Source organism: Methyloligella solikamskensis (assembly GCF_042676065.1).
GTDB classification, from domain to species: Bacteria; Pseudomonadota; Alphaproteobacteria; order Rhizobiales; family Methyloligellaceae; genus Methyloligella; species Methyloligella solikamskensis.
Window position 1 is genome coordinate 1873276 of the sequence record NZ_JBHTJO010000001.1, and the last position, 21687, is coordinate 1894962.

At 63.5% G+C, this 21687-nt stretch carries 17 protein-coding genes; all 17 read right to left on the reverse strand.

The features are described 5' to 3' along the window. Positions 1 to 67: 67 nt before the first annotated feature. Positions 68 to 961, reverse strand: a complete 894-nt coding sequence (rpsB, locus tag ACFQ2F_RS09115; RefSeq protein WP_379088892.1) for a 30S ribosomal protein S2 — start codon at positions 959 to 961, stop codon at positions 68 to 70. Between the two features lie 224 nt (positions 962 to 1185). Further along, positions 1186 to 4701 carry a DNA polymerase III subunit alpha gene (gene dnaE / locus ACFQ2F_RS09120; protein ID WP_379088894.1) on the reverse strand — a complete coding sequence of 1172 codons (3516 nt, stop codon included), beginning with the start codon at positions 4699 to 4701 and terminating at the stop codon, positions 1186 to 1188. 169 nt (positions 4702 to 4870) lie between these two features. Continuing rightward, complete coding sequence (locus tag ACFQ2F_RS09125) at positions 4871 to 5596, reverse strand: ABC transporter ATP-binding protein (protein WP_379088897.1); 726 nt, start codon at positions 5594 to 5596, stop codon at positions 4871 to 4873. Between the two features lie 10 nt (positions 5597 to 5606). Further along, on the reverse strand, positions 5607 to 6896 hold the full coding sequence (locus tag ACFQ2F_RS09130; RefSeq protein WP_379088900.1) for a lipoprotein-releasing ABC transporter permease subunit: 1290 nt from the start codon (positions 6894 to 6896) through the stop codon (positions 5607 to 5609). Beyond that, the gene (gene proS / locus ACFQ2F_RS09135; RefSeq protein ID WP_379088903.1) at positions 6893 to 8242 is read right to left on the reverse strand and encodes a proline--tRNA ligase; all 1350 of its coding nucleotides are present in this window, start codon (positions 8240 to 8242) and stop codon (positions 6893 to 6895) included. Before proS ends, ACFQ2F_RS09130 begins: the two co-directional genes overlap by 4 nt. Before the next feature lie 545 nt (positions 8243 to 8787). Beyond that, positions 8788 to 9066, reverse strand: coding sequence for a DUF1467 family protein (locus ACFQ2F_RS09140; RefSeq protein WP_379088906.1), 279 nt, complete (start codon positions 9064 to 9066; stop codon positions 8788 to 8790). A 12-nt stretch (positions 9067 to 9078) separates the two neighbouring features. Further along, a complete protein-coding gene (mce, locus tag ACFQ2F_RS09145; protein ID WP_379088909.1) occupies positions 9079 to 9483 on the reverse strand; it encodes a methylmalonyl-CoA epimerase in 405 nt (134 codons plus the stop codon). Between the two features lie 101 nt (positions 9484 to 9584). After that, positions 9585 to 11267 carry a ribonuclease J gene (locus ACFQ2F_RS09150; protein WP_379088912.1) on the reverse strand — a complete coding sequence of 561 codons (1683 nt, stop codon included), beginning with the start codon at positions 11265 to 11267 and terminating at the stop codon, positions 9585 to 9587. 86 nt (positions 11268 to 11353) lie between these two features. After that, on the reverse strand, positions 11354 to 12172 hold the full coding sequence (locus ACFQ2F_RS09155; protein ID WP_379088915.1) for a biotin--[acetyl-CoA-carboxylase] ligase: 819 nt from the start codon (positions 12170 to 12172) through the stop codon (positions 11354 to 11356). Then, entirely contained in the window at positions 12147 to 13610 is a 1464-nt protein-coding gene (gene nuoN, locus ACFQ2F_RS09160; RefSeq protein WP_379088918.1) for an NADH-quinone oxidoreductase subunit NuoN, read from the reverse strand. The genes ACFQ2F_RS09155 and nuoN overlap by 26 nt, the downstream gene beginning before the upstream one ends. After that, positions 13585 to 15099: an NADH-quinone oxidoreductase subunit M gene (locus ACFQ2F_RS09165; protein WP_379088921.1), complete on the reverse strand. Its 1515-nt coding sequence runs from the start codon at positions 15097 to 15099 to the stop codon at positions 13585 to 13587. The genes nuoN and ACFQ2F_RS09165 overlap by 26 nt, the downstream gene beginning before the upstream one ends. Next, a complete protein-coding gene (nuoL, locus tag ACFQ2F_RS09170) occupies positions 15096 to 17021 on the reverse strand; it encodes an NADH-quinone oxidoreductase subunit L (protein WP_379088924.1) in 1926 nt (641 codons plus the stop codon). Before nuoL ends, ACFQ2F_RS09165 begins: the two co-directional genes overlap by 4 nt. Positions 17022 to 17037: 16 nt before the next feature. After that, positions 17038 to 17346 (reverse strand): NADH-quinone oxidoreductase subunit NuoK, encoded by a 309-nt coding sequence (gene nuoK, locus ACFQ2F_RS09175; RefSeq protein ID WP_379088927.1) that lies wholly within the window; start codon positions 17344 to 17346, stop codon positions 17038 to 17040. Continuing rightward, positions 17343 to 17951: an NADH-quinone oxidoreductase subunit J gene (locus tag ACFQ2F_RS09180; RefSeq protein ID WP_379090659.1), complete on the reverse strand. Its 609-nt coding sequence runs from the start codon at positions 17949 to 17951 to the stop codon at positions 17343 to 17345. The genes nuoK and ACFQ2F_RS09180 overlap by 4 nt, the downstream gene beginning before the upstream one ends. Before the next feature lie 93 nt (positions 17952 to 18044). Next, the gene (gene nuoI, locus ACFQ2F_RS09185) at positions 18045 to 18536 is read right to left on the reverse strand and encodes an NADH-quinone oxidoreductase subunit NuoI (protein ID WP_379088930.1); all 492 of its coding nucleotides are present in this window, start codon (positions 18534 to 18536) and stop codon (positions 18045 to 18047) included. A 25-nt stretch (positions 18537 to 18561) separates the two neighbouring features. Continuing rightward, positions 18562 to 19584 carry an NADH-quinone oxidoreductase subunit NuoH gene (gene nuoH / locus ACFQ2F_RS09190; protein WP_379088932.1) on the reverse strand — a complete coding sequence of 341 codons (1023 nt, stop codon included), beginning with the start codon at positions 19582 to 19584 and terminating at the stop codon, positions 18562 to 18564. Further along, positions 19577 to 21685: an NADH-quinone oxidoreductase subunit NuoG gene (gene nuoG / locus ACFQ2F_RS09195; RefSeq protein WP_379088935.1), complete on the reverse strand. Its 2109-nt coding sequence runs from the start codon at positions 21683 to 21685 to the stop codon at positions 19577 to 19579. Before nuoG ends, nuoH begins: the two co-directional genes overlap by 8 nt. Positions 21686 to 21687 lie beyond the last annotated feature (2 nt).

Below are 21687 nucleotides of genomic sequence, written 5' to 3' on the forward strand. Positions count from 1 at the left end.
GGGTTCGGTGCCACGTGTGGCCCGAACCCTGTATTGTGGCTCGAAACCTACTCTTGGGGTCGAGACCCTATTTGGCAGTCTCTTCGGCCTTAGCGTCCTCAGTCTTTTTCTCGTCGTCCTTGCCGGCTTCGGCCTCAGCGGGTTCAGCCTTGGCCTCGGCAGCGGGCTTCTCGTCCTCTTTCGCTTCCGGGGCGGCTTCCTCAGCTTCCGCCGCGAGAGCGGTTTCGGCTGCGGGCTCCTCGGATTCGCCGATATCGACGCCGGCGCTGCCCTGGGCACGCTCGATGCCGTCCAGAGCCGCACGGGCAATCAGATCGCAGTACAGCGTGATCGCACGTCCGGCATCGTCATTGCCCGGAACCGGGAAGTTGATGCCGTCCGGATCGCAATTGCTATCCACGATTGCCACGACAGGCATATTAAGCTTGTGGGCTTCGGCGATCGCGATGCTCTCTTTGTTGGTGTCGATGACGACCATGAGATCCGGCGGGGCGCCCATATCCTTGATGCCGCCGAGCGACCGCTCCAGCTTGTCCCTCTCGCGGGTGAGCTGCAGAAGCTCCTTCTTGGTGAGGCCGTGGGTGTCGCCCGCGAACAGCTCTTCCAAGGATTTCAGCCGCTTGATGGAATGGGAGATGGTCCGCCAGTTGGTGAGCGTACCGCCCAGCCAGCGGTGGTTGATATAGTACTGCGCGCAGGATCTCGCGGCTTCGGCGATGGCCTCGGAGGCCTGACGCTTGGTGCCGACGAAAAGCACGCGGCCGCCATTGGCGACGGTGTCGGAGATCTGAAGCAGCGCCTGGTGCAGCAGCGGCACGGTCTGAGTCAGATCCATGATGTGGATGTTGTTGCGCTCCCCGTAGATGTAGGGAGCCATTTTCGGGTTCCAGCGGTGCGTCTGGTGGCCGAAATGCACGCCAGCTTCCAAGAGCTGACGCATCGTCACGTCGGGCAGTGCCATGGGCCTGCGTCTCCTTTTTCCGGTTTCTTCCTCCGCGGGGGCTATGAAACGTCAGAGCCTTTCCTGGGCGCCTGCCGTTCACCGGAGCGAGAGCGGAACCGATTGTCGTGGAACCGCAACGCATCCCCGCGTGTGAGATGAGCCGGGTTATAGGGAGGACGCGGAAAATAAGCAAGCGTTGGGAATTTGCGATGTTTGTTTGCGCAGATCCCCGCGGGAACGCCCTAGAGCGCTTCGACTTCCGTCACACCATCGAGGATGGAAAGCGCGCTCTTGCGTTTCGGGGTCGCGTTGATGCCCTGGCCCAGCTCGAATTCCACCTCGCGGCCGAGATCGTCGAGGCGGACCACGACGCGCAGCGTGCTGCGCTTGCCGGCACCGTTTTGCCGGGAGAGCTCTTCGGCCAGCGCGCTCAAGGCTTCGGGTCCATCGACCACCACCTTCAGCCCCTGGGGCAACTTGGCGGCGGCTTCCTCCAGGGAGGTAACGTTGTTGATGCGGGCCTTGACCGTATCGCCGCTCTCCCCGTCCAGCTCCGCCTCCAGGTCGAGCAGCACGACATTGCCGGTCTCCAGAAGCGGGCGCCCGGCGGAGAGCGCTTCGGAGAAGATCACCGCTTCGAACTGGCCGGAGCGGTCGGAGGCCGCGACAAAGGCGAAGGCGTTGCCCCGCTGGCTCTTGCGCTCGCGCTTGGCGAGGATGGTGGCGGCGACCCGGCCGACGGTCTTCTGCTGGCGGGCTTTGGCGGCGAGTTCCGACCAGCTTTCGGCGCGGAGCCGTTTCAGCACGTCCTCGTAATCGTCCAGCGGGTGGCCGGAGAGGAAGACGCCCACGGCGTCGAACTCGTAGGACAGGCGCTCCGTGGGCAGCCACGGCTTGGCGGCGCGCAAGGGAATCGGCGGGGGGCCTTCAGCGCCCAGCACGAAGAGATCGTTCTGGCCGCCGGCCGCGGCTTCCAGGCTCTGATTTCCTTCGGCCATGATGCGATCGATATTGGCGTAGGCGACGGCCCGTTCCACGCCGAGACAGTCGAGCGCACCGGCATAGCAGAGGTTTTCCAGCGCCCGCTTGTTGACGTAGCGGGGGCTGACGCGCCTTGCGAAGTCGGAGATGTCCTTAAAGGGTCCCCTCGCCTCGCGCTCCTTCACAATATGCTCCACGGCGTGACGGCCGACATTGCGCAGCGCGGCCAGTGAATAGCGGATCGCGTCCTCGCGCGGCAGAAACGCCACTTCGGAGTGATTGACCGAGGGCGGCAGCACTTCGATGCCAAGCCGCTCCGCCTCGCGAACGAAGCCGGAGAGCTTGTCGGCATTGCCCATGTCGAGGGTCATGGAGGCGGCGATGAATTCTACCGTGTAGTTCGCCTTCAGATAGGCGGTCTGATAGGTGAGCAGCGCGTAAGGCGCGGAGTGAGATTTGTTGAAGCCGTACTCTGCGAACTTGGCGCAGGCATCGAAAACGGCCTGGGCGGTTCGCTTGTCGTAGCCCCGCTCCGCGGCGCCCTTCATGAAGCGGTCGCCCTGCTTTGCCATCTCTGAGCGGATCTTTTTGCCCATGGCGCGACGCAGGAGATCGGCCTCGGCAAGGGTGAAGCCCGCCATGTCCCGGGCGATCTGCTGCACCTGTTCCTGATAGGTGATGACGCCGTAGGTTGGCGCCAGGATCGGCTCCAGATCCTTATGGATGTACTCGATCTTCTCATGGCCCAGCTTGCGGGCGCAGTAGAGCGGGATATTGGCCATGGGGCCCGGGCGGTAGAGCGCCACCAGGGCGATGAGGTCCTCGAAACGGTCCGGCACCATGTCGACCAGGGCCCGGCGCATGCCCTGGCTTTCCACCTGGAACACGCCGACGGTCTCGCCCTTGGCCAGCATGTCGTAGGTCGGCTGATCGTCCAAAGGAAGCCGGACCAGATCGATCTCGTCGCCCTTGTCGCGAATGAACTTGGCGGTCTGCTCGATGACGGTGAGAGTCTTCAGTCCGAGGAAGTCGAACTTCACCAGCCCGGCATTCTCCACCCATTTCATGTTGAACTGAGTGGCGGGCAGCGGCGCGCGGGGGTCGCGATAGAGCGGCACCAGATCGATCAGAGGCCGGTCGGCGATTACGACACCCGCCGCATGGGTCGAGGCGTGACGGTAGAGACCTTCCAGGCGCTGGCCGATATCGAGGAGCTTGGCGACGATCTCCTCCTCGTCGCGGGCTTCCTGAAGCCGCGGCTCGCCCTCGATGGCCTGGGCCAACGTTACCGGGTTGGCCGGGTTGTTGGGCACCAGCTTGCAGAGCTTGTCGACCTGGCCGTAGGGCATCTGGAGCACGCGGCCGACATCGCGCAGCACGGCGCGGGCCTGGAGCTTACCGAAGGTGATGATCTGAGCGACCCGGTCGGCGCCGTAATGGTTCTGGACGTAGGTGATCACCTCGTCGCGCCGGTCCTGGCAGAAATCGATGTCGAAGTCCGGCATGGACACGCGGTCGGGATTGAGGAAGCGCTCGAAGATCAGGCCGAAGCGGATCGGGTCGAGATCGGTGATGGTGAGCGCCCAGGCGACGAGAGAGCCTGCGCCGGAGCCGCGGCCGGGCCCCACGGGGATCTTCTGAGCTTTCGCCCACTGGATGAAGTCCGCAACGATGAGGAAGTAGCCCGGGTAGCGCATGCGGATGATGACATCGAGCTCGAAGTCGAGTCGTTCCTTGTAATCCGCTTCCGTCTGGCCCGGCGCTAGCCCTTGAGCCTCCAGCCGCTTCTTGAGCCCCGCTTCGGCCAGCTCGCGCAGCTTGGCGGCCTCCGCCTCGGCCCGCTCTTCGGGAGATGCGACACCGGAGACGAAGCTCGGCAGCATGGGCGCCTGCTTGGTGGGGCAGTAGGCGCAGCGCTTGGCGATCTCGACGGTGTTGTCGATGGCCTCGGGCAGATCGGCGAAGAGCGCCACCATCTCCGCCTGGGACTTGAAGTAATGCTGGGGGCTTAGGCGCCGACGGTCGTCCACGGAGATATAGCTGCCTTCGGCGATGCAGAGCAGCGCGTCATGGGCTTCGTAATCGTCGGTCTCGGCGAAATACGGCTCGTTGGTCGCGACGATGGGCAGCTTCAGATCGTAAGCCGCCTGGAGCAGATGGGGCTCGACGGCCCTTTCATGGGGCAGGCCGTGGCGCTGCAGCTCCACATAGAGCCGGTCGCCGAACACCTCATGAAGGAAGCCGAGACGCGCGCGGGCCGTATCAGCATGGGCGCGGGCAAAGGCGCTGTCGATGGGCCCGTCCGGCCCGCCGGTGAGCGCGATGAGGTCTTCGGAATGCTCGGCAAGCTGCTCTCGGGTCACAACAAGCGTGCCGCTCTCGGCGCCCGCGATATAAGCCTCGCTCGAAAGGCGCATGAGATTGCGGTAGCCCAGCTCGCTTTTGGCTAGGAGCGCGATGCGCCCGTCGGGTAGGACCCGATCGGGCTCGGCCCCGGGGGTCGGCGGCTTCGGCGGATCGAGATTGACGGAAAGGCTGCAGCCGATGATGGGTTGGACGCCCTCCCCGCTCATGACCGTGGAGAATTCCAGGGCCCCGAACAGATTGTTGCTGTCGGTGAGTGCCAGCGCCGGCTGGCGGTCGTCCTTGGCAAAATTCGCCAGCTGATTGATCTTCAGCGCGCCTTCCAGCAGCGAATAGGCCGAATGGGTGCGCAGATGGATGAAGATCCGTTTCTGGCTCGGCGCGTTCGGCTCTGTTGTTTCGGGCTCTGGCATGCTGGTTCCGGCTCGGGGCGTACCCTCCTACACCTCCGCGATTCTGGGCGCCGGTGAAAGGCTCGCGGTGCCGCGTTCCTCCTCCGTCCCCATAATTCACGGGGCGTCAGCATGTTCTCATTTTGTTCTTGGCGTCAAGGCCGAACGCGGCCGGCGCGATTTGGTGGCTCTAATCGGTGGAAATTTCGGCGGTGACGATGGTCTCGTCGACCAGCTTGCCTTCCGACAGACGGATCACCCGGTCCATACGGCTCGCCAGCTCCATGTTGTGGGTGGCGATCAGCGCGCCCACGGCGGAGTTGCGGACGAGATCCAGCAGCTCGGCGAAGACCTTCTCGCCCGTGTGGGGGTCGAGATTGCCCGTCGGCTCGTCGGCCAGGAGCAGCGCCGGGTTGTTAGCCACGCCGCGGGCGATGGCGACGCGCTGCTGCTCGCCGCCGGAAAGCTGGGACGGGCGATGGTCGGCCCGCTCGGTCAGGCCGAAGGTCGCCAGCAGATCGTCGGCCCGGGCTTCGGCTGTTGCCCGGTCGCGGCCCAGAATCATCTGGGGCAGCACGACGTTCTCCGCGGCCGAGAACTCGGGCAGCAGATGGTGGAACTGGTAGACGAAGCCGATCTCCTGGCGGCGCATGCGGGTGCGGCCTTTGTCGTCCAGGGCACCGCAATCGACGCCGCCGATCATCACCTTGCCGCTCGCCGGCTGCTCGAGGAGCCCCGCGATATGGAGCAGCGTCGACTTGCCGGCGCCGGAGGGGCCGAGAAGCGCGACGGTCTCGCCGGGAAAGATCTCGGCGGAAGCACCGTCGAGCACTTTCAGCTCGCGCGGCCCCTGCTTGAAGGTATGGGTCAGCGCCTCGAGGCGAAGCGCCGGTTCGGTTTTGGATGCGGTGTCCACGAAATTACGCCTAGCCGTATCTCAGGGCTTCCACGGGATCGAGCCGGGACGCCTTCCATGAGGGGTAAAGGGTGGCGAGCACGGAGAGCGCGAGCGCCATGACGACGACGGAGATGGTCTCGCCCGTATCCATCTCGGCGGGCATCTGGGAGAGATAATAGAGCTCCGGCGAAAAGAGCTCCGTATTGGTCGCCCAGGCGATGAACTCCCGGATGCTCTCGATATTGAGGCAGACGAGGACGCCAAGCGCCAAGCCTGCCAGGGTGCCGACAACGCCGATGCTGGCGCCGGTGATGAAGAAGATTCGCATCACCGCCCCCCTGCTCGCGCCCATGGTGCGCAGGATGGCGATATCGCCGGTCTTGTCCTTCACCAGCATGATCATGCCGGAGATGATGTTGAGCGCGGCGACCAGAACGATCAGCGTCAGAATCAGGAACATCACGTTCCGTTCTACCTCAAGGGCGTTGAAGAAGGTGGCGTTCCGCTGGCGCCAGTCGCTGATGTAGATGGTCGGTCCTCCGGTATCGAGGATCTTGGGGCCAAGCTCGCCCACCTCGTCGGGGGAGTCGAGCACCACCTCGAGCACGGTCACGCTGCCCGGCTTGTTGAAGTAGCGCTGGGCCTCGTGGAGCGGCATGAACAGAATCGAGGAATCGTATTCGGACATGCCGAGCTCGAAGATCGCCTTCACGGGGTAGCGCTTCACCCTGGGCGCGGTGCCCAGCGCGGTCGAAGCGCCTCGCGGTGAGAGCAGACTCACCTCGTCGCCGACCTTCACGTTGAGATTGTTGGCGAGCCGGGAGCCGAGCGCCAGCCCCTCCCCCTCGTCGAAGCCTTCCAGCTTGCCGAAGCGGACGTTCTGGGAGACGGCGCCGAGTTCCCTCAGATCCTTCTCGGTGACGCCCCGGACGAGCGCGCCAGTCTGGGTGGCTGGGGTGGTGATCATTACCTGGCCTTCGATAAGCGGAATGGCGTGTTGCACGCCCCCGATGCCGTTGATGCGCTTGGCCACGTCCTTGTAGTCGGTGAAGTCGTCATCGAGGGGATGGACGACAACATGGCCGTTGAGGCCGAGCATCTTGTCGAACAGCTCCTGGCGGAAGCCGTTCATCACCGCCATGACGATGATCAGGGTGGCGACGCCCAAGAGGATGCCTAGGAAGGAGAAGCCGGCGATGACCGAGATGAAGCCTTCCTTCCGGCGCGGACGCAGGTAGCGCAGCGCCACCAGCCACTCGAATGGCGCAAACGAGCGGCCCGTTCCGCTTACCTTGGCTGTCTTGCTCGCATCGCTCATGCATCACCCCGTATGGCGGCTTCGACGTTTTCGCGCAGGCGTTCGGTCACGTCGTCGGGCGAAATTCCGATCTTCTCGCCGGTCGCCCTGTGCTTCAGCTCCACCTCGCCCGAGGCGAGACCCTTCGGTCCGACCACGATCTGCCAGGGAAGCCCGATCAGATCCATGGTGGTGAACTTCGCGCCCGCCCGATCGTCGCGGTCGTCGTAGAGAATGTCGAGACCTGCGGCCTTCAGGGACCCGTAGAGCTTTTCGCAGGCCGCGTCGGTCGCCGGGTCGCCAGCCTTGAGATTGATCAGGCCGGCATCGAAGGGAGCCACGTTTTGCGGCCAAATGATGCCCGCATCGTCGTGGGAGGCTTCGATGATGGCGCCGACCAGGCGCGAGACGCCGATACCGTAGGAGCCCATCTCCACCGGAATCAACTCACCGTCCGGCCCCTGCACCTTCGCGTTCATGGGCTCGGAGTATTTCGTGCCGAAGTAAAAGACCTGGCCGACTTCGATGCCGCGGGCCGAGATCTGCTTGTCTTTGGGCACTTCCTTCTCGAAGCGCTCCGGCTCATGGACGTCCTCTGTGGCGGCATAGAGCGCGGTGCGGGCCTCGACGTAAGAGGTGAGATCGCTCTCGTAATCGAGCTCGTCGGGGGGCGGCGCCATCTCCACCAAATCCTTGTGGCAGTAAACGGCGGACTCGCCCGTGTCGGCGAGGATGATGAACTCGTGAGAGAGATCGCCGCCGATGGGCCCCGTCTCGGCCCGCATGGGCACGGCGCGCAGGCCCATCCGCGCGAACGTCCGCAGGTACGAGACGAACATCTTGTTGTAGGAGCGGACCGAGTCTTCCTTGGTGAGGTCGAAGGAATAGGAGTCCTTCATGAGGAATTCGCGGCCGCGCATAACGCCGAAGCGCGGGCGGACCTCGTCCCGGAACTTCCACTGGATGTGATAGAGGATCTTGGGCAGGTCCTTGTAGGACTTTACCCCTGCCCGGAAGATCTCCGTGATTAGCTCCTCATTGGTGGGGCCGTAGAGCATCTCGCGCTCGTGACGGTCGGTGATGCGGAGCATCTCCTTGCCATAGGCGTCGTAACGGCCGCTCTCGCGCCACAGCTCGGCGGGCTGGATGGTCGGCATGAGAAGCTGAAGGGCGCCGGCGCGGTCCTGCTCCTCCTCCACGATCCGTTCGATTTTCCGCAACACCTTCTGGCCCAGCGGGAGCCAGGAATAGATGCCGGCGCTGGACTGGCGGATCATGCCGGCCCGCAGCATCAGGCGGTGTGAGACGATTTCCGCTTCCTTGGGATCGTCGCGCAGGATCGGAAGAAAATATTGGCTGAGGCGCATAGAGACTCTATCGGAACCAGCGGGATGAAATGGTCGGGCGAAAGGCCGGCCGGTCGTGTCGACTCGACTGTAGAAGACCGGCAACCTTGGCGCGCTAATAGCTTACTTTTGCGAAACGGCGCAATGGCGCTGCCTGCCTGCATACGAAATCGGATTGGTCCCCAAAAAGATGCGGCGAGAGGTCACAATCTGTGGTGACAATATGGCGCGGCTGAGTTAGTGTGCGCCCACAACGCGCTGAGGACGGGACTTAAAAACGATCTCGACTTGTTGCTCGTTGAAGAGATTGGACCAGCTCCAAGTCTCAGGTCCAAGTCTTGGGAGGAAACGCTCTAGCCGCGCACTAAATCTATTTATTTTTCAATATGCGCAGCCGTTCTACCGACGGCTCGACGGGCATTAAGATCCGGCGAGACAATAGAGGTGGAATGTTGAGAGTTATAAAAAAGCTAGAAGAGCGAGGCGCGCCGGCCTTGCTCTTTTTTTTGCCCTGCGTTCAGTGACGCGGGAGTTTTCGAAATGTGGCGGGATGGAGGCACCCGGCCCTAATACATGCTCTCGTAGCGCGGCAGGAACGGGATGTCGTCGAGGGTGACCACGCCCTGGAAGACGATGAAATAAACCCCGAGATAGATCAGCCCAGCGATAAGAGTGGTGGCGATGAGCTTTGGGATGAAGTGCGGCTTTGAGGGCGCGCTCTCCGCGGAGCCCGGCACGGTCCCCTCCTCGGTCTCGCCTTGCGGACGCACACCGAAGGGTAGGATCGCAAAGAGCGTGATCCACCAGATGACGAAATAGATGGCGAAGCCGAAGGCGAAGTTCATCTGGGTTGCCCCTTACGCCTGCTCCAGCTCCACGAGCGTGCCGGAGAAATCTTTCGGATGCAGGAAGAGCACGGGCTTGCCGTGGGCGCCGGTCTTGGGCTCGCCGTCGCCCAACACGCGGATGCCGTCGGCCACCAGCTTGTCCCGGGCCGTCATGATGTCATCGACCTCGTAGCAGAGATGATGGATGCCGCCGCCGGGATTGCGCTCCAGGAACTTTGTGATGGGCGAATTCTCGCCGAGCGCGCCGAGCAGCTCGATCTTGGTGTTGGGCAGCTCGATGAAGACGGTGGTCACGCCGTGCTCGGGCTGCTCTTCCTCCGCCGAAACCTTGGCGCCCAGGGTATTGCGATAGATGTCCGCTGCCGCCTTCAGGTCGGGCACTGCAATGGCGACGTGGTTCAGCTTTCCGATCATGTGGCGTTCGCTCCTCTCTCGCTTCGTCCGTGCTTTGCTGCCTCTTGTAATGGCTCAGGCGGCGTTTCGCCAGTGGGCCAGCTCTCCCGAAGCCAGCGGCCCTAAACCACTTGGACCATTACCGAGCAGATGGGCTTTTTGCCGACAGCCTGATTCACCGCCGCACGGACGGCGCGAGACAGCGCCTCGGCAACCATGGCGCGGTCCTTGCGGCGGGGCCGCGGGATGCTCTCAAGGGCTCCGATGGCGGCGTCGATAGCGATATCCTCCATGGGCTCGCCATCCCCATCCACCGATGCAACGCCGAGGATCGCCACCATGGGATCGGCGACGAGCTGGCCCTTGTCGGACAGGACGACGGAGACGGAGATTGTGCCGACGAAGCTAAGCTTGCGGCGCTCCCGGACATGGCCTTCGCCTTCGGACAGAATGATCCGCCCGTCGCGATAGAGACGGCCGGTGGGCAGCTCGTCGATGATCTTCGCGGGCTCCGGCGCGAGGCGCACCAGGTCGCCGTTCCGGATACGCAGCACCTCTTCGACGCCGAGGTCTTCGGCGAACTCGGCATGGGCTTCCAGATGAAGCCCCTCCCCGTGCACGGGAATAGCGAGCTTCGGCTTGAGCCACGAATAAAGCTGCTCGAGCTCGCCCCGGCGCGGATGGCCGGAGACATGCACCAGCCCGTCCTGATCGGTGAGGATCTCGATGGCCTTGTCGGACAGGCCGTTTTGGACCTTGGCCACGGCGCGCTCGTTGCCGGGAATCGTGCGGGACGAGAAGATCACCTGGTCGCCCGCGTCCAGGCTCACATTGGGATGGCTGTCATAGGCGATCCGGGCCATGGCGGCGCGGGTCTCGCCCTGGCTGCCGGTGCACAGTGCCACGACCTTTTTGGGCGGCAGGCTGTCGAACTCGGTTTCGGGGAGGAATCGGAAATCGTCGTCCAGGTAGCCGGTCTCCTGGGCCGCCTCGATGACGCGATACATGGCGCGGCCCACCACGACGAGTTCGCGGCCGGCCTGGCGGGCCGCGCGGGCAACGGAAAGGATGCGGGCCACGTTGGAGGCGAAGGTGGTGACGGCCACCCGGCGCGGGGCCTCGCGGATCATGGCGGCAAGCGTCTTGGCGACGTCGGCTTCCGAGGGCGAGATGCCGTCCCGGATGGCGTTGGTGGAATCGCAGATGAGCGCGTCCACGCCTGCGTCGCCGATCTCCTTGAGGCGTTTCTTGTCGGTCGGCGGCGAGGTGAGCGGCTGCTCGTCCAGTTTCCAGTCGCCGGAATGGAGTACGTTCCCCAGCGGCGTCTTGATAAAGACCGCGTTGGGTTCCGGGATCGAGTGGGACATGCAGATCAGCTCGATGTCGAACGGGCCGATCTTTCGGGACCCGCCCAGCGGCACGATATGGATCGGCACGTCGTCGGCGAAGGAGGTCTCCTTCAGCTTCGATTTCAGCATCGCCGCGGTGAAGGGCGTTGCGTAGACCGGCGCGCCGATCTTCTGCCAGAGATCGGGGATCGCGCCGTAGTGATCCTCATGGGCGTGGGTCAAGAGGATGCCAGCAATATTGTGGCGCTCTTCTTCCAGGAAGCGGATATCGGGCAGGATCACATCGACGCCGGGCTCGGCGTCGGTCGGAAAGGTGATGCCGATATCGACGATCAGCCACTCGCGGTCGCGCGGCGGGCCGAAGCCGTAGAGGTAGAGGTTCATGCCGATTTCCCCGATGCCCCCGAGGGCGCCGAAGACGAAATCGGTTTTGGGTTCAGAGTTGCGGCGAGACATTCAAACTTTCGATTGCGCGAACTTTGAGTTGCGGAAGGCGGGTCTTGCGCCTTCGTGACGGGCGCGCGACAGCTTTTACCCGGGTCTTACGCGCTTGGAAAGAAGACGTCACCTGCTGTAACACGCCGCTCCACGCCGTCCGCAGTCTTCAGACGCAGGGCGCCGCTCGCATCGATCCCCTCGAAGGTGCCTTCCAGCCGCTCGTTGGGAAGCTGCACGGAGACCTGATCGCCGATTCTGTTGGCCCGCTCCATCCAGGCCTGGCGGATCTCCTGAAACCCGGCACCGTCCGACCATTTCTTGAGCCAGCGGTCGGTCGTCTCGCTTAGCGCCCGCAGTGCGTCTGCCGGGGTGGCCTTCACACCGTGGGCGGCCAGGCTGGTGGCGGGCTTCGGTAGGGTTTGCGGATGATGGGCGAGATTGACGCCCGTTCCGATCACCACGGTGGAGCGGTCATCTTCGGTGCTGGCGGCGCTTTCCACCAGAATGCCGGCGAGTTTCTCCCCGTCCAGAAATACGTCGTTGGGCCATTTCAGGGTGAGGTTTTTCAGAAGCTCGCTGCGGTTCGCGTCGCCCATCAGGGTTGCGATGGCCTGATGGGCGGCGACACCCGCAACAAGGCCGAGCTGCACGGCGGTCGCCAGCGGGCAGCGCGGGCTTATGAGAAGGCTGGCGAAGAGATTGCCGGTCTGGGACTGCCAGTCGCGGCCAGAACGGCCCTTGCCCTTCGACTGACGGGCCGACCAGATCCAAAGTGGTCCGTCCTCGCCCGCGGTGGCGCGGCGCAAGGCCTCGGCATTGGTGGAGTCCGTCGTGTCCAGCCGGAGCAGCCGGTAGCCGTGGGGGAGCTTCGGTAGCGTTGTGGAGACCACCATCCGGCTAGAAAAGCGACCGGGCGCCGGCATTGGCGACGGCGATCAGCGGGCTGGGATAGAGGAAGAAGAGCAAGATCAAAAGCCCGCTCGCGGTAAGCACGCCGGCAAGCGGCCGCGGTACGGCGGCGAAGGGCTCCAGCGGCTCGTCAAAATACATGATCTTGATGATGCGCAGATAATAGAACGCGCCCACCACGCTCAGAAGCACGCCGATGACGGCGAGCGCATACAACTCCGCATTGATGGCGGCCAGGAAGACATAGAACTTGGCGAAGAAGCCGGCCAGGAACGGAATACCGGCGAGCGACCAGAGCAACGTTCCGAACATGAAGGCCATCATGGGATTGGTCTGGGAGAGACCGGCGAGCTGGTAGATGTCCTCCACGTATTTCCCGTCACGGCGGAGCGCCAGGATGAAGGCGAAGCTGCCCAGCGTCATGACCAGATAGATGGCGAGATAAATGATGACGCTGGCGACGCCCTCCTCCGTGCCGGCGGCAAGCCCCACCAGCGCGTAGCCCATATGGCCGATGGAGCTATAGGCCATCAGCCGCTTGATGTTGGTCTGGCCGATTGCCGCGAACGCGCCGAGCGCCATGGAGGCGATGGCGAGGAAGGCGACGATCTGCTGCCATTCGGGAATGGCGTCCGGGAAGGCGGCGAAGAGCGTGCGGACAAGAAGCGCAAACGCGGCCATCTTGGGGGCTGCGGCGAAGAAGGCAGTGACCGGGGTCGGCGCCCCCTCATAGACGTCCGGCGTCCACATGTGGAACGGCACGGCGGAGATCTTGAAGGCGAAGCCGGCCATGAGGAATACGAGGCCGAAGATCACGCCGAGATTGGGGGCCGCATCGCCGATGCTGGCTGCGATCGCCGGGAAGAGCGTGCTGCCGGCAAACCCGTAGATCAGCGAAGCGCCGTAGAGCAGCATGCCTGACGACAGCGCGCCCAGGACGAAGTATTTCAGCCCCGCCTCGCTGGAGCGCACCGAATCCCGCCGGAAGGCCGCCACGACGTAAAGCGCAAGGCTCTGGAGCTCCAGCCCGACATAGAGGGTGATGAGGTCGTTGGCCGAGATCATCAGCATCATGCCGGTGACCGACAGGAGCACGAGGATGGGGAATTCGTATTTCAGCTCTCCGGTCGAGCGCCAATAGTCGACGGACATGTAAAGGGTCACCGCCGCGCCGATCAGGGTGAGGATCTTCATCACCCGCGCGAATGGGTCGACGATGATCGCGCCCTTGAACAGGGTCTCGGTCCCCTCGCCCATGAGCACCGCCCCGCCGGCGAGGATGAGGACCAGGACGCCGAGCCCCAGAATGAGCGTGCCGGAGTCTTCTTTCCGCGCGACGCCCAGCATCAGCAGAGCCATGGCGCCGATGGGCAGTATCAGCTCCGGCAGAAGGGTTGTGAAATCGGCGGCGGACAAGAAGGACTCCTTACGGGGCGAAAGCGAAGCGGACATCGCCGGCGGCGGCGATGGCGTTCTGATACTGGTTCATGAGTTCCGTCACGGAGACGCTGGTTACATCCATGATGGGCGCCGGATAGAAGCCGAACAGGATGGTGAGGATGATCAGCGGCGTCATGATCGCGATCTCCCGCCAGCTCATATCCTCGATCAGCTTCAGGTTGGGCTTCTCGAGCTTGCCGAACACCACAGCGCGATAGAGGAACAGCGCGTAGCAGGCTGAGAAGATGATTCCGCTCGTGGCGAAGACGGCGACCCAGGTGTTCACCTGGAAGGAGCCCAAGAGCGTCAGGAATTCGCCCACGAAGCCCGACGTGCCGGGCAGGCCGACATTGGCCATGGTGAAGACCATGAAGCAGAAGGCGTAGATCGGCATGCGCGCGACCAGCCCGCCATAGGCGGCAATCTCGCGGGTGTGCATGCGGTCGTAGACCACGCCGACGCACAGGAACAGCGCGGCGGAGACGATGCCGTGGGAGATCATCTGGAAGATGCCGCCCTGGAGCCCCTGCATGGTGACCGTGAAGATGCCCATGGTCACGAAACCCATATGGGCGACGGACGAATAGGCGATCAGCTTCTTCATGTCCTGCTGGGCCAGAGCCACGAGCGAGGTGTAGATGATCGCCACCACGGAGAGCACGAAGATCAGCGGCGCGAACTCGGCCGAGGCAAGCGGGAACATGGGCAGCGAGAAGCGCAGGAAGCCGTAGCCGCCCATCTTCAACAGAATGCCGGCCAGGATGACGGAGCCCGCGGTCGGCGCCTCTACATGGGCGTCGGGCAGCCAGGTATGGACTGGCCACATGGGCATCTTGACCGCGAACGAGGCCAGGAACGCAAACCATAGCCAGGCCTGCATGGAGGCCGGGAAGTCGTATTGGAGCAGCGTCGGGATATCCATGGTCCCGGCTTCCCAATACATGGCCATGATGGCGAGCAGCATGAGCAGCGAGCCGGCCAGCGTGTAGAGGAAGAACTTGAAGCTCGCATAGACGCGGCGCGGACCGCCCCAGATGCCGATGATCAGGAACATCGGGATCAGGCCGCCTTCGAAGAAGATGTAGAAGAGCACCAGATCCAGCGCGCCGAACACGCCGATCATCAGCGTCTCCAGCACCAGGAAGGCGATCATGTATTCCTTCACCCGGGTCTTCACCGACAGCCAGCTCGCCAGGATGCAGAGCGGCATCAGGAAGGTGGTGAGGATGATGAACAGCATGGAGATGCCGTCCACGCCCATGTGGAAGTTGATGGGCCCGAGCCATTCGCGATGCTCGACGAACTGGAAGTCCGCGGTGGTAGGATCGAAATCCCGCCAGATCAGCAGCGAGATGACGAAGGTGATCAGGGTCGTCCACAGCGCGATCCAGCGCGCATTGCGGGCGGCGCTCTCGTCGTCGGAGCGGAGCAGCCCGATCAGCAGCGCGCCGAGGACCGGCAGGAAGGTGACCGTGGAGAGAATGGGCCAGCTATAGCTCATCGCTGCAGCCCTCCCCCGGTGAACATGAAGTATGTGATGAGAAGCGCCACCCCAATCAGCATGATGAAGGCGTAGTGGTAGATGTATCCGGTCTGGATGCGAACCACGCGGTTGGTGATGTCGACCACGCGGGCCGAGATCCCGTCCGGGCCCAGCCCGTCGATGATCTTGCGGTCGCCCACCTGCCACAGGGTGTGGGCGAGCCATTTCGCCGGCCGGACGAAGATCCGGTCATACAGCGCATCGAAATACCAGGCGTTGAGCAGGAACTGGTAGGCGCCGCGGAAGCGCTTGGAGAGGCCGAACGGGATCAGCGGCTTCACCATGTAGAAGTACCAGGCGAGAGCCAGACCGCCGAGCATCATGATGGTCGGCAGAAGGAAGATCAGCCAGGACACTTCGTGGTGCTCCGCCTCGTGGGTGACGATGGAGCCGCGCCAGAAGCTGGTCGCATCATGGCCGATGAAGTCGTGCATGAAATAGGCGCCGGCCCAGAGCGAGCCGATGGCCAGCACGCCGAGCGGTACGGCCATCACCCAGGGCGCGTCATGGGCATGATCGTAGACGTCCGCCTTCGCGCGGGTCTTGCCCTCGAAGGTCATGAACATCAGCCGCCAGGTGTAGAAGGAGGTGAGCGCCGCCGCGCCAAGCGTCATCACCCAGCCATACATGGCAATCGCCCCGTGGCCCGCCCAGGCGCCCTCGATGATGGCGTCCTTTGAGACGTAGCCGGAGGTGAAGGGGAAGCCGGTGAGCGCCAAGCTGCCGATCAGCATGGTGGCCCAGACGAACGGCATCTTCTTCCGCAAACCGCCCATGCGGCGCATGTCCTGCTCGTCATGCATGGCGTGGATGACCGCGCCGGCGCACAGGAACAGCAGCGCCTTGAAGAAGGCGTGGGTGAAGAGGTGGAAGACGCCCTGATCGAAATTGCCCAAGCCCAGCGCGGTGAACATGTAGCCCAGCTGGGAGCAGGTCGAATAGGCGATCACCCGTTTGATGTCGGGCTGCACGAGGGCGATCGTCGCGGCGAAGAAGGCGGTCGTCGCGCCGATGAAGGTCACGAAATCGAGCGCGAACTGGGACTGCTCGAAGAGCGGCGACAGCCGCGCCACCATGAACACGCCCGCGGTCACCATGGTTGCCGCATGGATCAGGGCGGAGACCGGGGTCGGGCCCTCCATGGCGTCGGGCAGCCAGGTGTGGAGCAGGAACTGGGCCGACTTGCCCATGGCGCCCATGAACAACAGCATGCAGATCAGGGTCAGGGTGTCGATCTGCATTCCTAAGAACGGGAATGTCGTGCCGGCCTGATCCGGCGCGGAGGCGAAGATCGGGTCGTACTGGATCGTGCCGAAAACGGTGAAGGTAGCGAAGATGCCAAGCGCGAAGCCGAAATCGCCGACGCGGTTCACCACGAAAGCCTTGATGGCGGCGGCGCAGGCGGACGGCTTTTCGTACCAAAAGCCGATCAGCAGGTATGAGGCGAGGCCTACGCCCTCCCAGCCGAAGAAGAGCTGGAGCAGATTGTCCGACGTCACCAGGGCCAGCATGGCGAAGGTGAACAGGGACAGATAGGCGAAGAACCGCTCCTTGTGGGGATCGTGGTCCATGTAGCCCACGGAATAGAGGTGCACGAGCGCGGAGACCGTGTTCACCACCACCAGCATGACAGCGGTGAGCGTATCGACCCGGATGGCCCAGGCGGCGGAGAGATCGCCGGACTGGATCCACTCGAACAGCTCGATGCGGATGTCCTGACCCTGGACGGTGACCTCGTAGAACGCCACCCAGGAGAGCACCGCCGTCACCATCATCAGGGTGATGGTCACCACCTCGCAGGCGCGATAGCCCGCCAGGCGTCCAAAGAACCCGGCAAACAGCGCACCGATCAGCGGCAGGAATAGGATCGCCTCGTACATAGTCGCGTCTTTCCCCCTACCCCTTCATCACGTTGACGCTGGCCACGTCGATGGTGCCGCGGTTGCGGAAATAGACCACGAGGATGGCGAGGCCGATGGCCGCTTCCGCCGCCGCCACGGTCAGCACGATGAGTGCGAAGACCTGGCCGATCAGGTTGCCCTGGAAGGCGGAGAACGCGACGAGATTGATGTTCACCGCAAGCAGGATGAGCTCGATGGACATCAGAATGACGATGACGTTCTTCCGGTTCAGGAAGATGCCGAAGATCCCCAGCGTGAACAGGATCGCCGCGACGGTCAGATAATGGGACAGGCCGATGGTCATTGGGACAGCCCCTTTCTGGACGGCACGCTGACGACCTCGACGGTCTTCTTCGGGTCGCGGGCGATCTGTTCCGAGGGCACCTGACGGCGCACATTCTCGCGGTGATGCAAGGTCAGCACGATGGCGCCGATCATGGCCACCAGCAGGATCAGGGACGCGGCCTCGAACAGATAGACGTAGTCCGTATAGAGCACCTGCCCGAGCGCAAGGGTGTTGCTGGTGCCTTCGACCACTGTCGGGCCTGAAACGATATCAGGGGCGGTGAACAGAGCGGTGATAACGAAGACGAGCTCGAGCAGGACGATGATGCCGACCGTTGCCCCGATGGGCAGATAGCGCAGGAAGCCGGCGCGAAGCTCAGCGAAATCCACATCCAGCATCATCACCACGAAGAGGAAGAGCACCATGACCGCGCCGACATAGACGACGATCAGCATCATACCGAGGAACTCCGCGCCGAGCAGCACGAAGAGCCCCGCCGCGTTGAGGAAGGCGAGGATCAGGAACAGCACGGCATGGACCGGATTCCGGCTGGCGATCACCATGAAGCCGGAGCCGACCAGGACGGCTGCGAACAGATAGAAGAAAAGGCTCGCGATCATGATCTGACGCTGATTCCCTTTGGGCTTTCCGCCGCCTCTTTCACGAGGCTTGTATAGTCAGAAGCCCGCACTCGATCCCCCTAAAATCTTCTGCGCCTATCTGTAAGGCGCATCCAGCGAAATATTCTGCGCGATCTCGCGCTCCCAGCGGTCGCCATTGGCGAGCAGCCGGGCCTTGTCGTAGTAGAGCTCCTCGCGCGTCTCGGTGGCGAACTCGAAATTCGGCCCCTCGACGATGGCGTCGACCGGGCATGCCTCCTGGCAGAAGCCGCAATAGATGCATTTCACCATGTCGATGTCGTAGCGGGTGGTCCGCCGCGTGCCGTCATTGCGTCGCGGCCCCGCCTCGATGGTGATGGCCTGGGCCGGGCAGATCGCCTCGCAGAGCTTGCAGGCAATGCAGCGCTCCTCGCCGTTCGGATAGCGGCGGAGCGCATGCTCACCACGGAAGCGCGGACTGAGCGGCCCCTTCTCGAAGGGGTAGTTCAGGGTCGGCTTCGGCGAGACGAAGTATCTCATCGCCAGCCAGAAGGCCGAGACGAACTCCAGCAGGAGCAATGCCTTGGCGGATTGCATGAGCTGCTTCATGAGCGGCCTCTCTTGATTTCAGACCTCATGCCCCACCCCCGAAGATTTTCAGGACCCCGGCGACGATGACCACCATGGCCAGGGAGAGCGGCAGGAAGACCTTCCAGCCGAGCCGCATGAGCTGGTCGTAGCGATAGCGCGGGACCATCGCCTTGACCATGGCAACCATGAAGAACAGGAAGCAGACCTTCAGGAGGAACCATACCACCCCCGGAATCCAGGTGAAGGGGGCGAAGGGAATGGGCGACAGCCAGCCGCCCAGGAACAGCACCGTGCCGAGACCCGCGAGCATGACGATGGCTACGTATTCGCCGAGCATGAAGAGCAGATACGGGGTGGAGGAGTATTCCACCATGAAGCCCGCCACGAGCTCCGATTCCGCTTCCAGCAGGTCGAAGGGCGGGCGGTTGGTCTCGGCGAGCGACGAGATGAAGAAGATCACGAACATCGGAAAGAGCGGCAGCCAGTACCAGCCCAGAGCGCCATAGGCCGTGTCCTGAGAGAGCACGATCTCCGACAGGTTGAGCGATCCGGCGCAAAGCAGCACAGTCACGATGACAAAGCCGATGGAAACCTCGTAGGAGACCATCTGGGCGGCGGAGCGCAGCGCGGAGAGGAAGGCGTATTTGGAGTTGGACGCCCAGCCGGCGATCACCACGCCATAGACCTCCAGCGAGGCCACGGCGAAAACGAACAGGATGCCGATATTGAGATCGGCGACCTCCCAGTTCTCCGCCACCGGGATTACCGCCCAGGCGGACAGCGCCAGACCCGCCGTCACCAGAGGCGCGAGCAGGAAGAGCACCTTGTTGGCGCCGGCCGGGATGACCGGCTCCTTGAAGACGAATTTCAAAAGGTCCGCGAAGGACTGCCAGAGCCCGAACGGGCCCACCACGTTGGGGCCGCGGCGCATCTGGACGGCCGCCCACACCTTCCGGTCGGCGTAGAGCAGGAAGGCGATGATCACCAGAAGGATGACGATCAGCGCAACGCTCTGAGCCAGGATCAGGAAGAGCGGCCAGCCATAGTCGTTCCAGAGCTCAACCATCGGTGCCGGTGGCTCCTTCTTCGGCTTCCGCATGCAGGGCGCTCAGCTGCGCCATGATGGCGGAGGCCCGGGCAATCGGATTGGTCAGGTAGAAGTCGGCGATGGGGCTCTTGAAGCCGCCCTTGGAGACCTTGCCGTCGGTTTTGGCCAGATTGGCGAGCGCGGCCGGTTCCGCCGGAGAGATTGTGCCAAGCAGGGCCAGATGCGGGTGATCGGCGAACATCTTGGACCGGAGCTGGGACAGGCTGTCATAGGGAAGCGTCTTGCCGAGGCGGGCGGAGAGCGCGCGGACGATCTTCCAGTCCTCACGTGCCTCGCCCGGCGGGAAGATGGCGCGGGCCGCGCTCTGGGGGCGGCCTTCGGTGTTCACGTAAAGGGCGTCTTTTTCCGTATAGGCGGCGCCGGGCAGGATGACGTCGGCGCGATGGGCGCCCCGGTCGCCGTGGCTGCCCTGATAGATCACGAAGGCATCACCCAGCCGGTCGACTTCAAGCTCGTCGGCGCCGAGCAGGTAGACGACATCCATGTCGCCCTTCTCGGCGGCGTTGAGGATTCCGTCGACATCCTTGCCGCCCTTGCCCGGCACGAAGTTCAGATCCAGCGCCCCGGTGCGGGCGGCCGCCGTGTGCAGCACGTTGAAGCCGTTCCAGTCCTTGCCCAGAGCGCCCATGGCCTTTGCAGCCTTGGCCGCCATGGCGAGAACGCCGGCGCCGTCGTTTCGGGCGAGCGCCCCCTGCCCCACGATCACCATGGGCCGCTCGGCGCCTTCGATCGTTTTCAGGAACTCGTGAGACCCGTCGGCGATCTGGCTCAACGTGTCGGGCCCAGCGCCGAGATATTCGTACGGGTAATGGAGATCTGCCTCCTCGCCGATCACGCCAACTTTGAGGCTATGGGGATCGGCCCGGTAGCGTTTGCGGATACGGGCATTGAGAATGGCCGCTTCCAGGCGTGGATTGGTGCCTACCAGCAGGATCGCATCCGCCTCGTCGATGCCGGCGATGCCGGAATTGAAGAGATAGCTGGAGCGTCCGAGTGCGGGATCGAGCTTGGCGCCATCCTGGCGGCAATCGGTATTGGGCGAGCCGAGGGCCTCGGCCAGCTCCTTCAGAGCGTAGGTCTCTTCCAAAGCGGCGAGATCGCCGACGATGGCGCCGAAGCGCTTGCCGTCCAGCCCGTCGAGCTTGTCGGCGATCGCCTTAAAAGCCTCGTCCCAGGTGGCCGGGCGGAGCTTTCCGTTCTCTCGAATGTAAGGCCGGTCGAGACGCTGCGTCCGCAACCCGTCCCAGACATGGCGGGTCTTGTCGGTGATCCATTCCTCGTTCACTGCATCGAACACGCACGGCAGGATTCGCAGGACTTCGCGGTCGCGGGAATCGACCCGAATGGCGGAACCGACGGCATCCATGACGTCCACGGAGTCCACCTTGGAGAGTTCCCAGGGGCGCGAGACGAAGGCGTAGGGCTTTGAGGTTAGCGCGCCCACGGGACACAGATCGACCACGTTGCCGGACAGCTCCGACATCATGCCGTGCTCCAGGTAGGTGGTGATCTCCATGTCCTCGCCGCGGCCGATGGCGCCGAGCTCCTCGACGCCGGCCACCTCGGTCATGAAGCGGACGCAGCGGGTGCAATGGATGCACCGGGTCATATGGGTGCCGATCAGCGGCCCGAGATACTTGCCCTCCACGGCGCGCTTGTTGTCGGCGAAGCGGCTGCCATCGAAACCGTAGGCCATGGCCTGATCCTGGAGATCGCATTCGCCGCCCTGATCGCAGATCGGGCAATCGAGGGGATGGTTGACCAGCAGGAATTCCATTACGCCTTCGCGGGCGTGTTTCACCATCTCGTTGTCGGTGTAGATGGTGGGTGGTGTGCCGTCGCGGCCCGGGCGCAGGTCGTTCACGCCCATGGCGCAGGACGCCACCGGCTTCGGCATGCCCTCGACCTGGACGAGGCACATGCGGCAATTGCCGGCGATGGAGAGCCGCTCGTGATAGCAGAAGCGCGGGATCTCGACGCCGGCCAGCTCGCAGGCCTGGATCAGGGTGATGCCGTCGGGGACTTCGACTTCGGCGTCGTTGATGATCAGCTTAGGCATGG

Excerpts from the sequence above, each read along its gene's own strand:
- rpsB (WP_379088892.1), bottom strand. The coding sequence starts at position 961 with ATGGCACTGCCCGACGTGACGATGCGTCAGCTCTTGGAAGCTGGCGTG.
- dnaE (WP_379088894.1), bottom strand. The coding sequence starts at position 4,701 with ATGCCAGAGCCCGAAACAACAGAGCCGAACGCGCCGAGCCAGAAACGG.
- ACFQ2F_RS09130 (WP_379088900.1), bottom strand. The coding sequence starts at position 6,896 with ATGAGCGATGCGAGCAAGACAGCCAAGGTAAGCGGAACGGGCCGCTCG.
- proS (WP_379088903.1), bottom strand. The coding sequence starts at position 8,242 with ATGCGCCTCAGCCAATATTTTCTTCCGATCCTGCGCGACGATCCCAAG.
- ACFQ2F_RS09140 (WP_379088906.1), bottom strand. The coding sequence starts at position 9,066 with ATGAACTTCGCCTTCGGCTTCGCCATCTATTTCGTCATCTGGTGGATC.
- mce (WP_379088909.1), bottom strand. The coding sequence starts at position 9,483 with ATGATCGGAAAGCTGAACCACGTCGCCATTGCAGTGCCCGACCTGAAG.
- ACFQ2F_RS09150 (WP_379088912.1), bottom strand. The coding sequence starts at position 11,267 with ATGTCTCGCCGCAACTCTGAACCCAAAACCGATTTCGTCTTCGGCGCC.
- ACFQ2F_RS09155 (WP_379088915.1), bottom strand. The coding sequence starts at position 12,172 with ATGCCGGCGCCCGGTCGCTTTTCTAGCCGGATGGTGGTCTCCACAACG.
- nuoN (WP_379088918.1), bottom strand. The coding sequence starts at position 13,610 with ATGTCCGCTTCGCTTTCGCCCCGTAAGGAGTCCTTCTTGTCCGCCGCC.
- ACFQ2F_RS09165 (WP_379088921.1), bottom strand. The coding sequence starts at position 15,099 with ATGAGCTATAGCTGGCCCATTCTCTCCACGGTCACCTTCCTGCCGGTC.
- nuoL (WP_379088924.1), bottom strand. The coding sequence starts at position 17,021 with ATGTACGAGGCGATCCTATTCCTGCCGCTGATCGGTGCGCTGTTTGCC.
- nuoK (WP_379088927.1), bottom strand. The coding sequence starts at position 17,346 with ATGACCATCGGCCTGTCCCATTATCTGACCGTCGCGGCGATCCTGTTC.
- nuoI (WP_379088930.1), bottom strand. The coding sequence starts at position 18,536 with ATGAAGCAGCTCATGCAATCCGCCAAGGCATTGCTCCTGCTGGAGTTC.
- nuoH (WP_379088932.1), bottom strand. The coding sequence starts at position 19,584 with ATGGTTGAGCTCTGGAACGACTATGGCTGGCCGCTCTTCCTGATCCTG.
- nuoG (WP_379088935.1), bottom strand. The coding sequence starts at position 21,685 with ATGCCTAAGCTGATCATCAACGACGCCGAAGTCGAAGTCCCCGACGGC.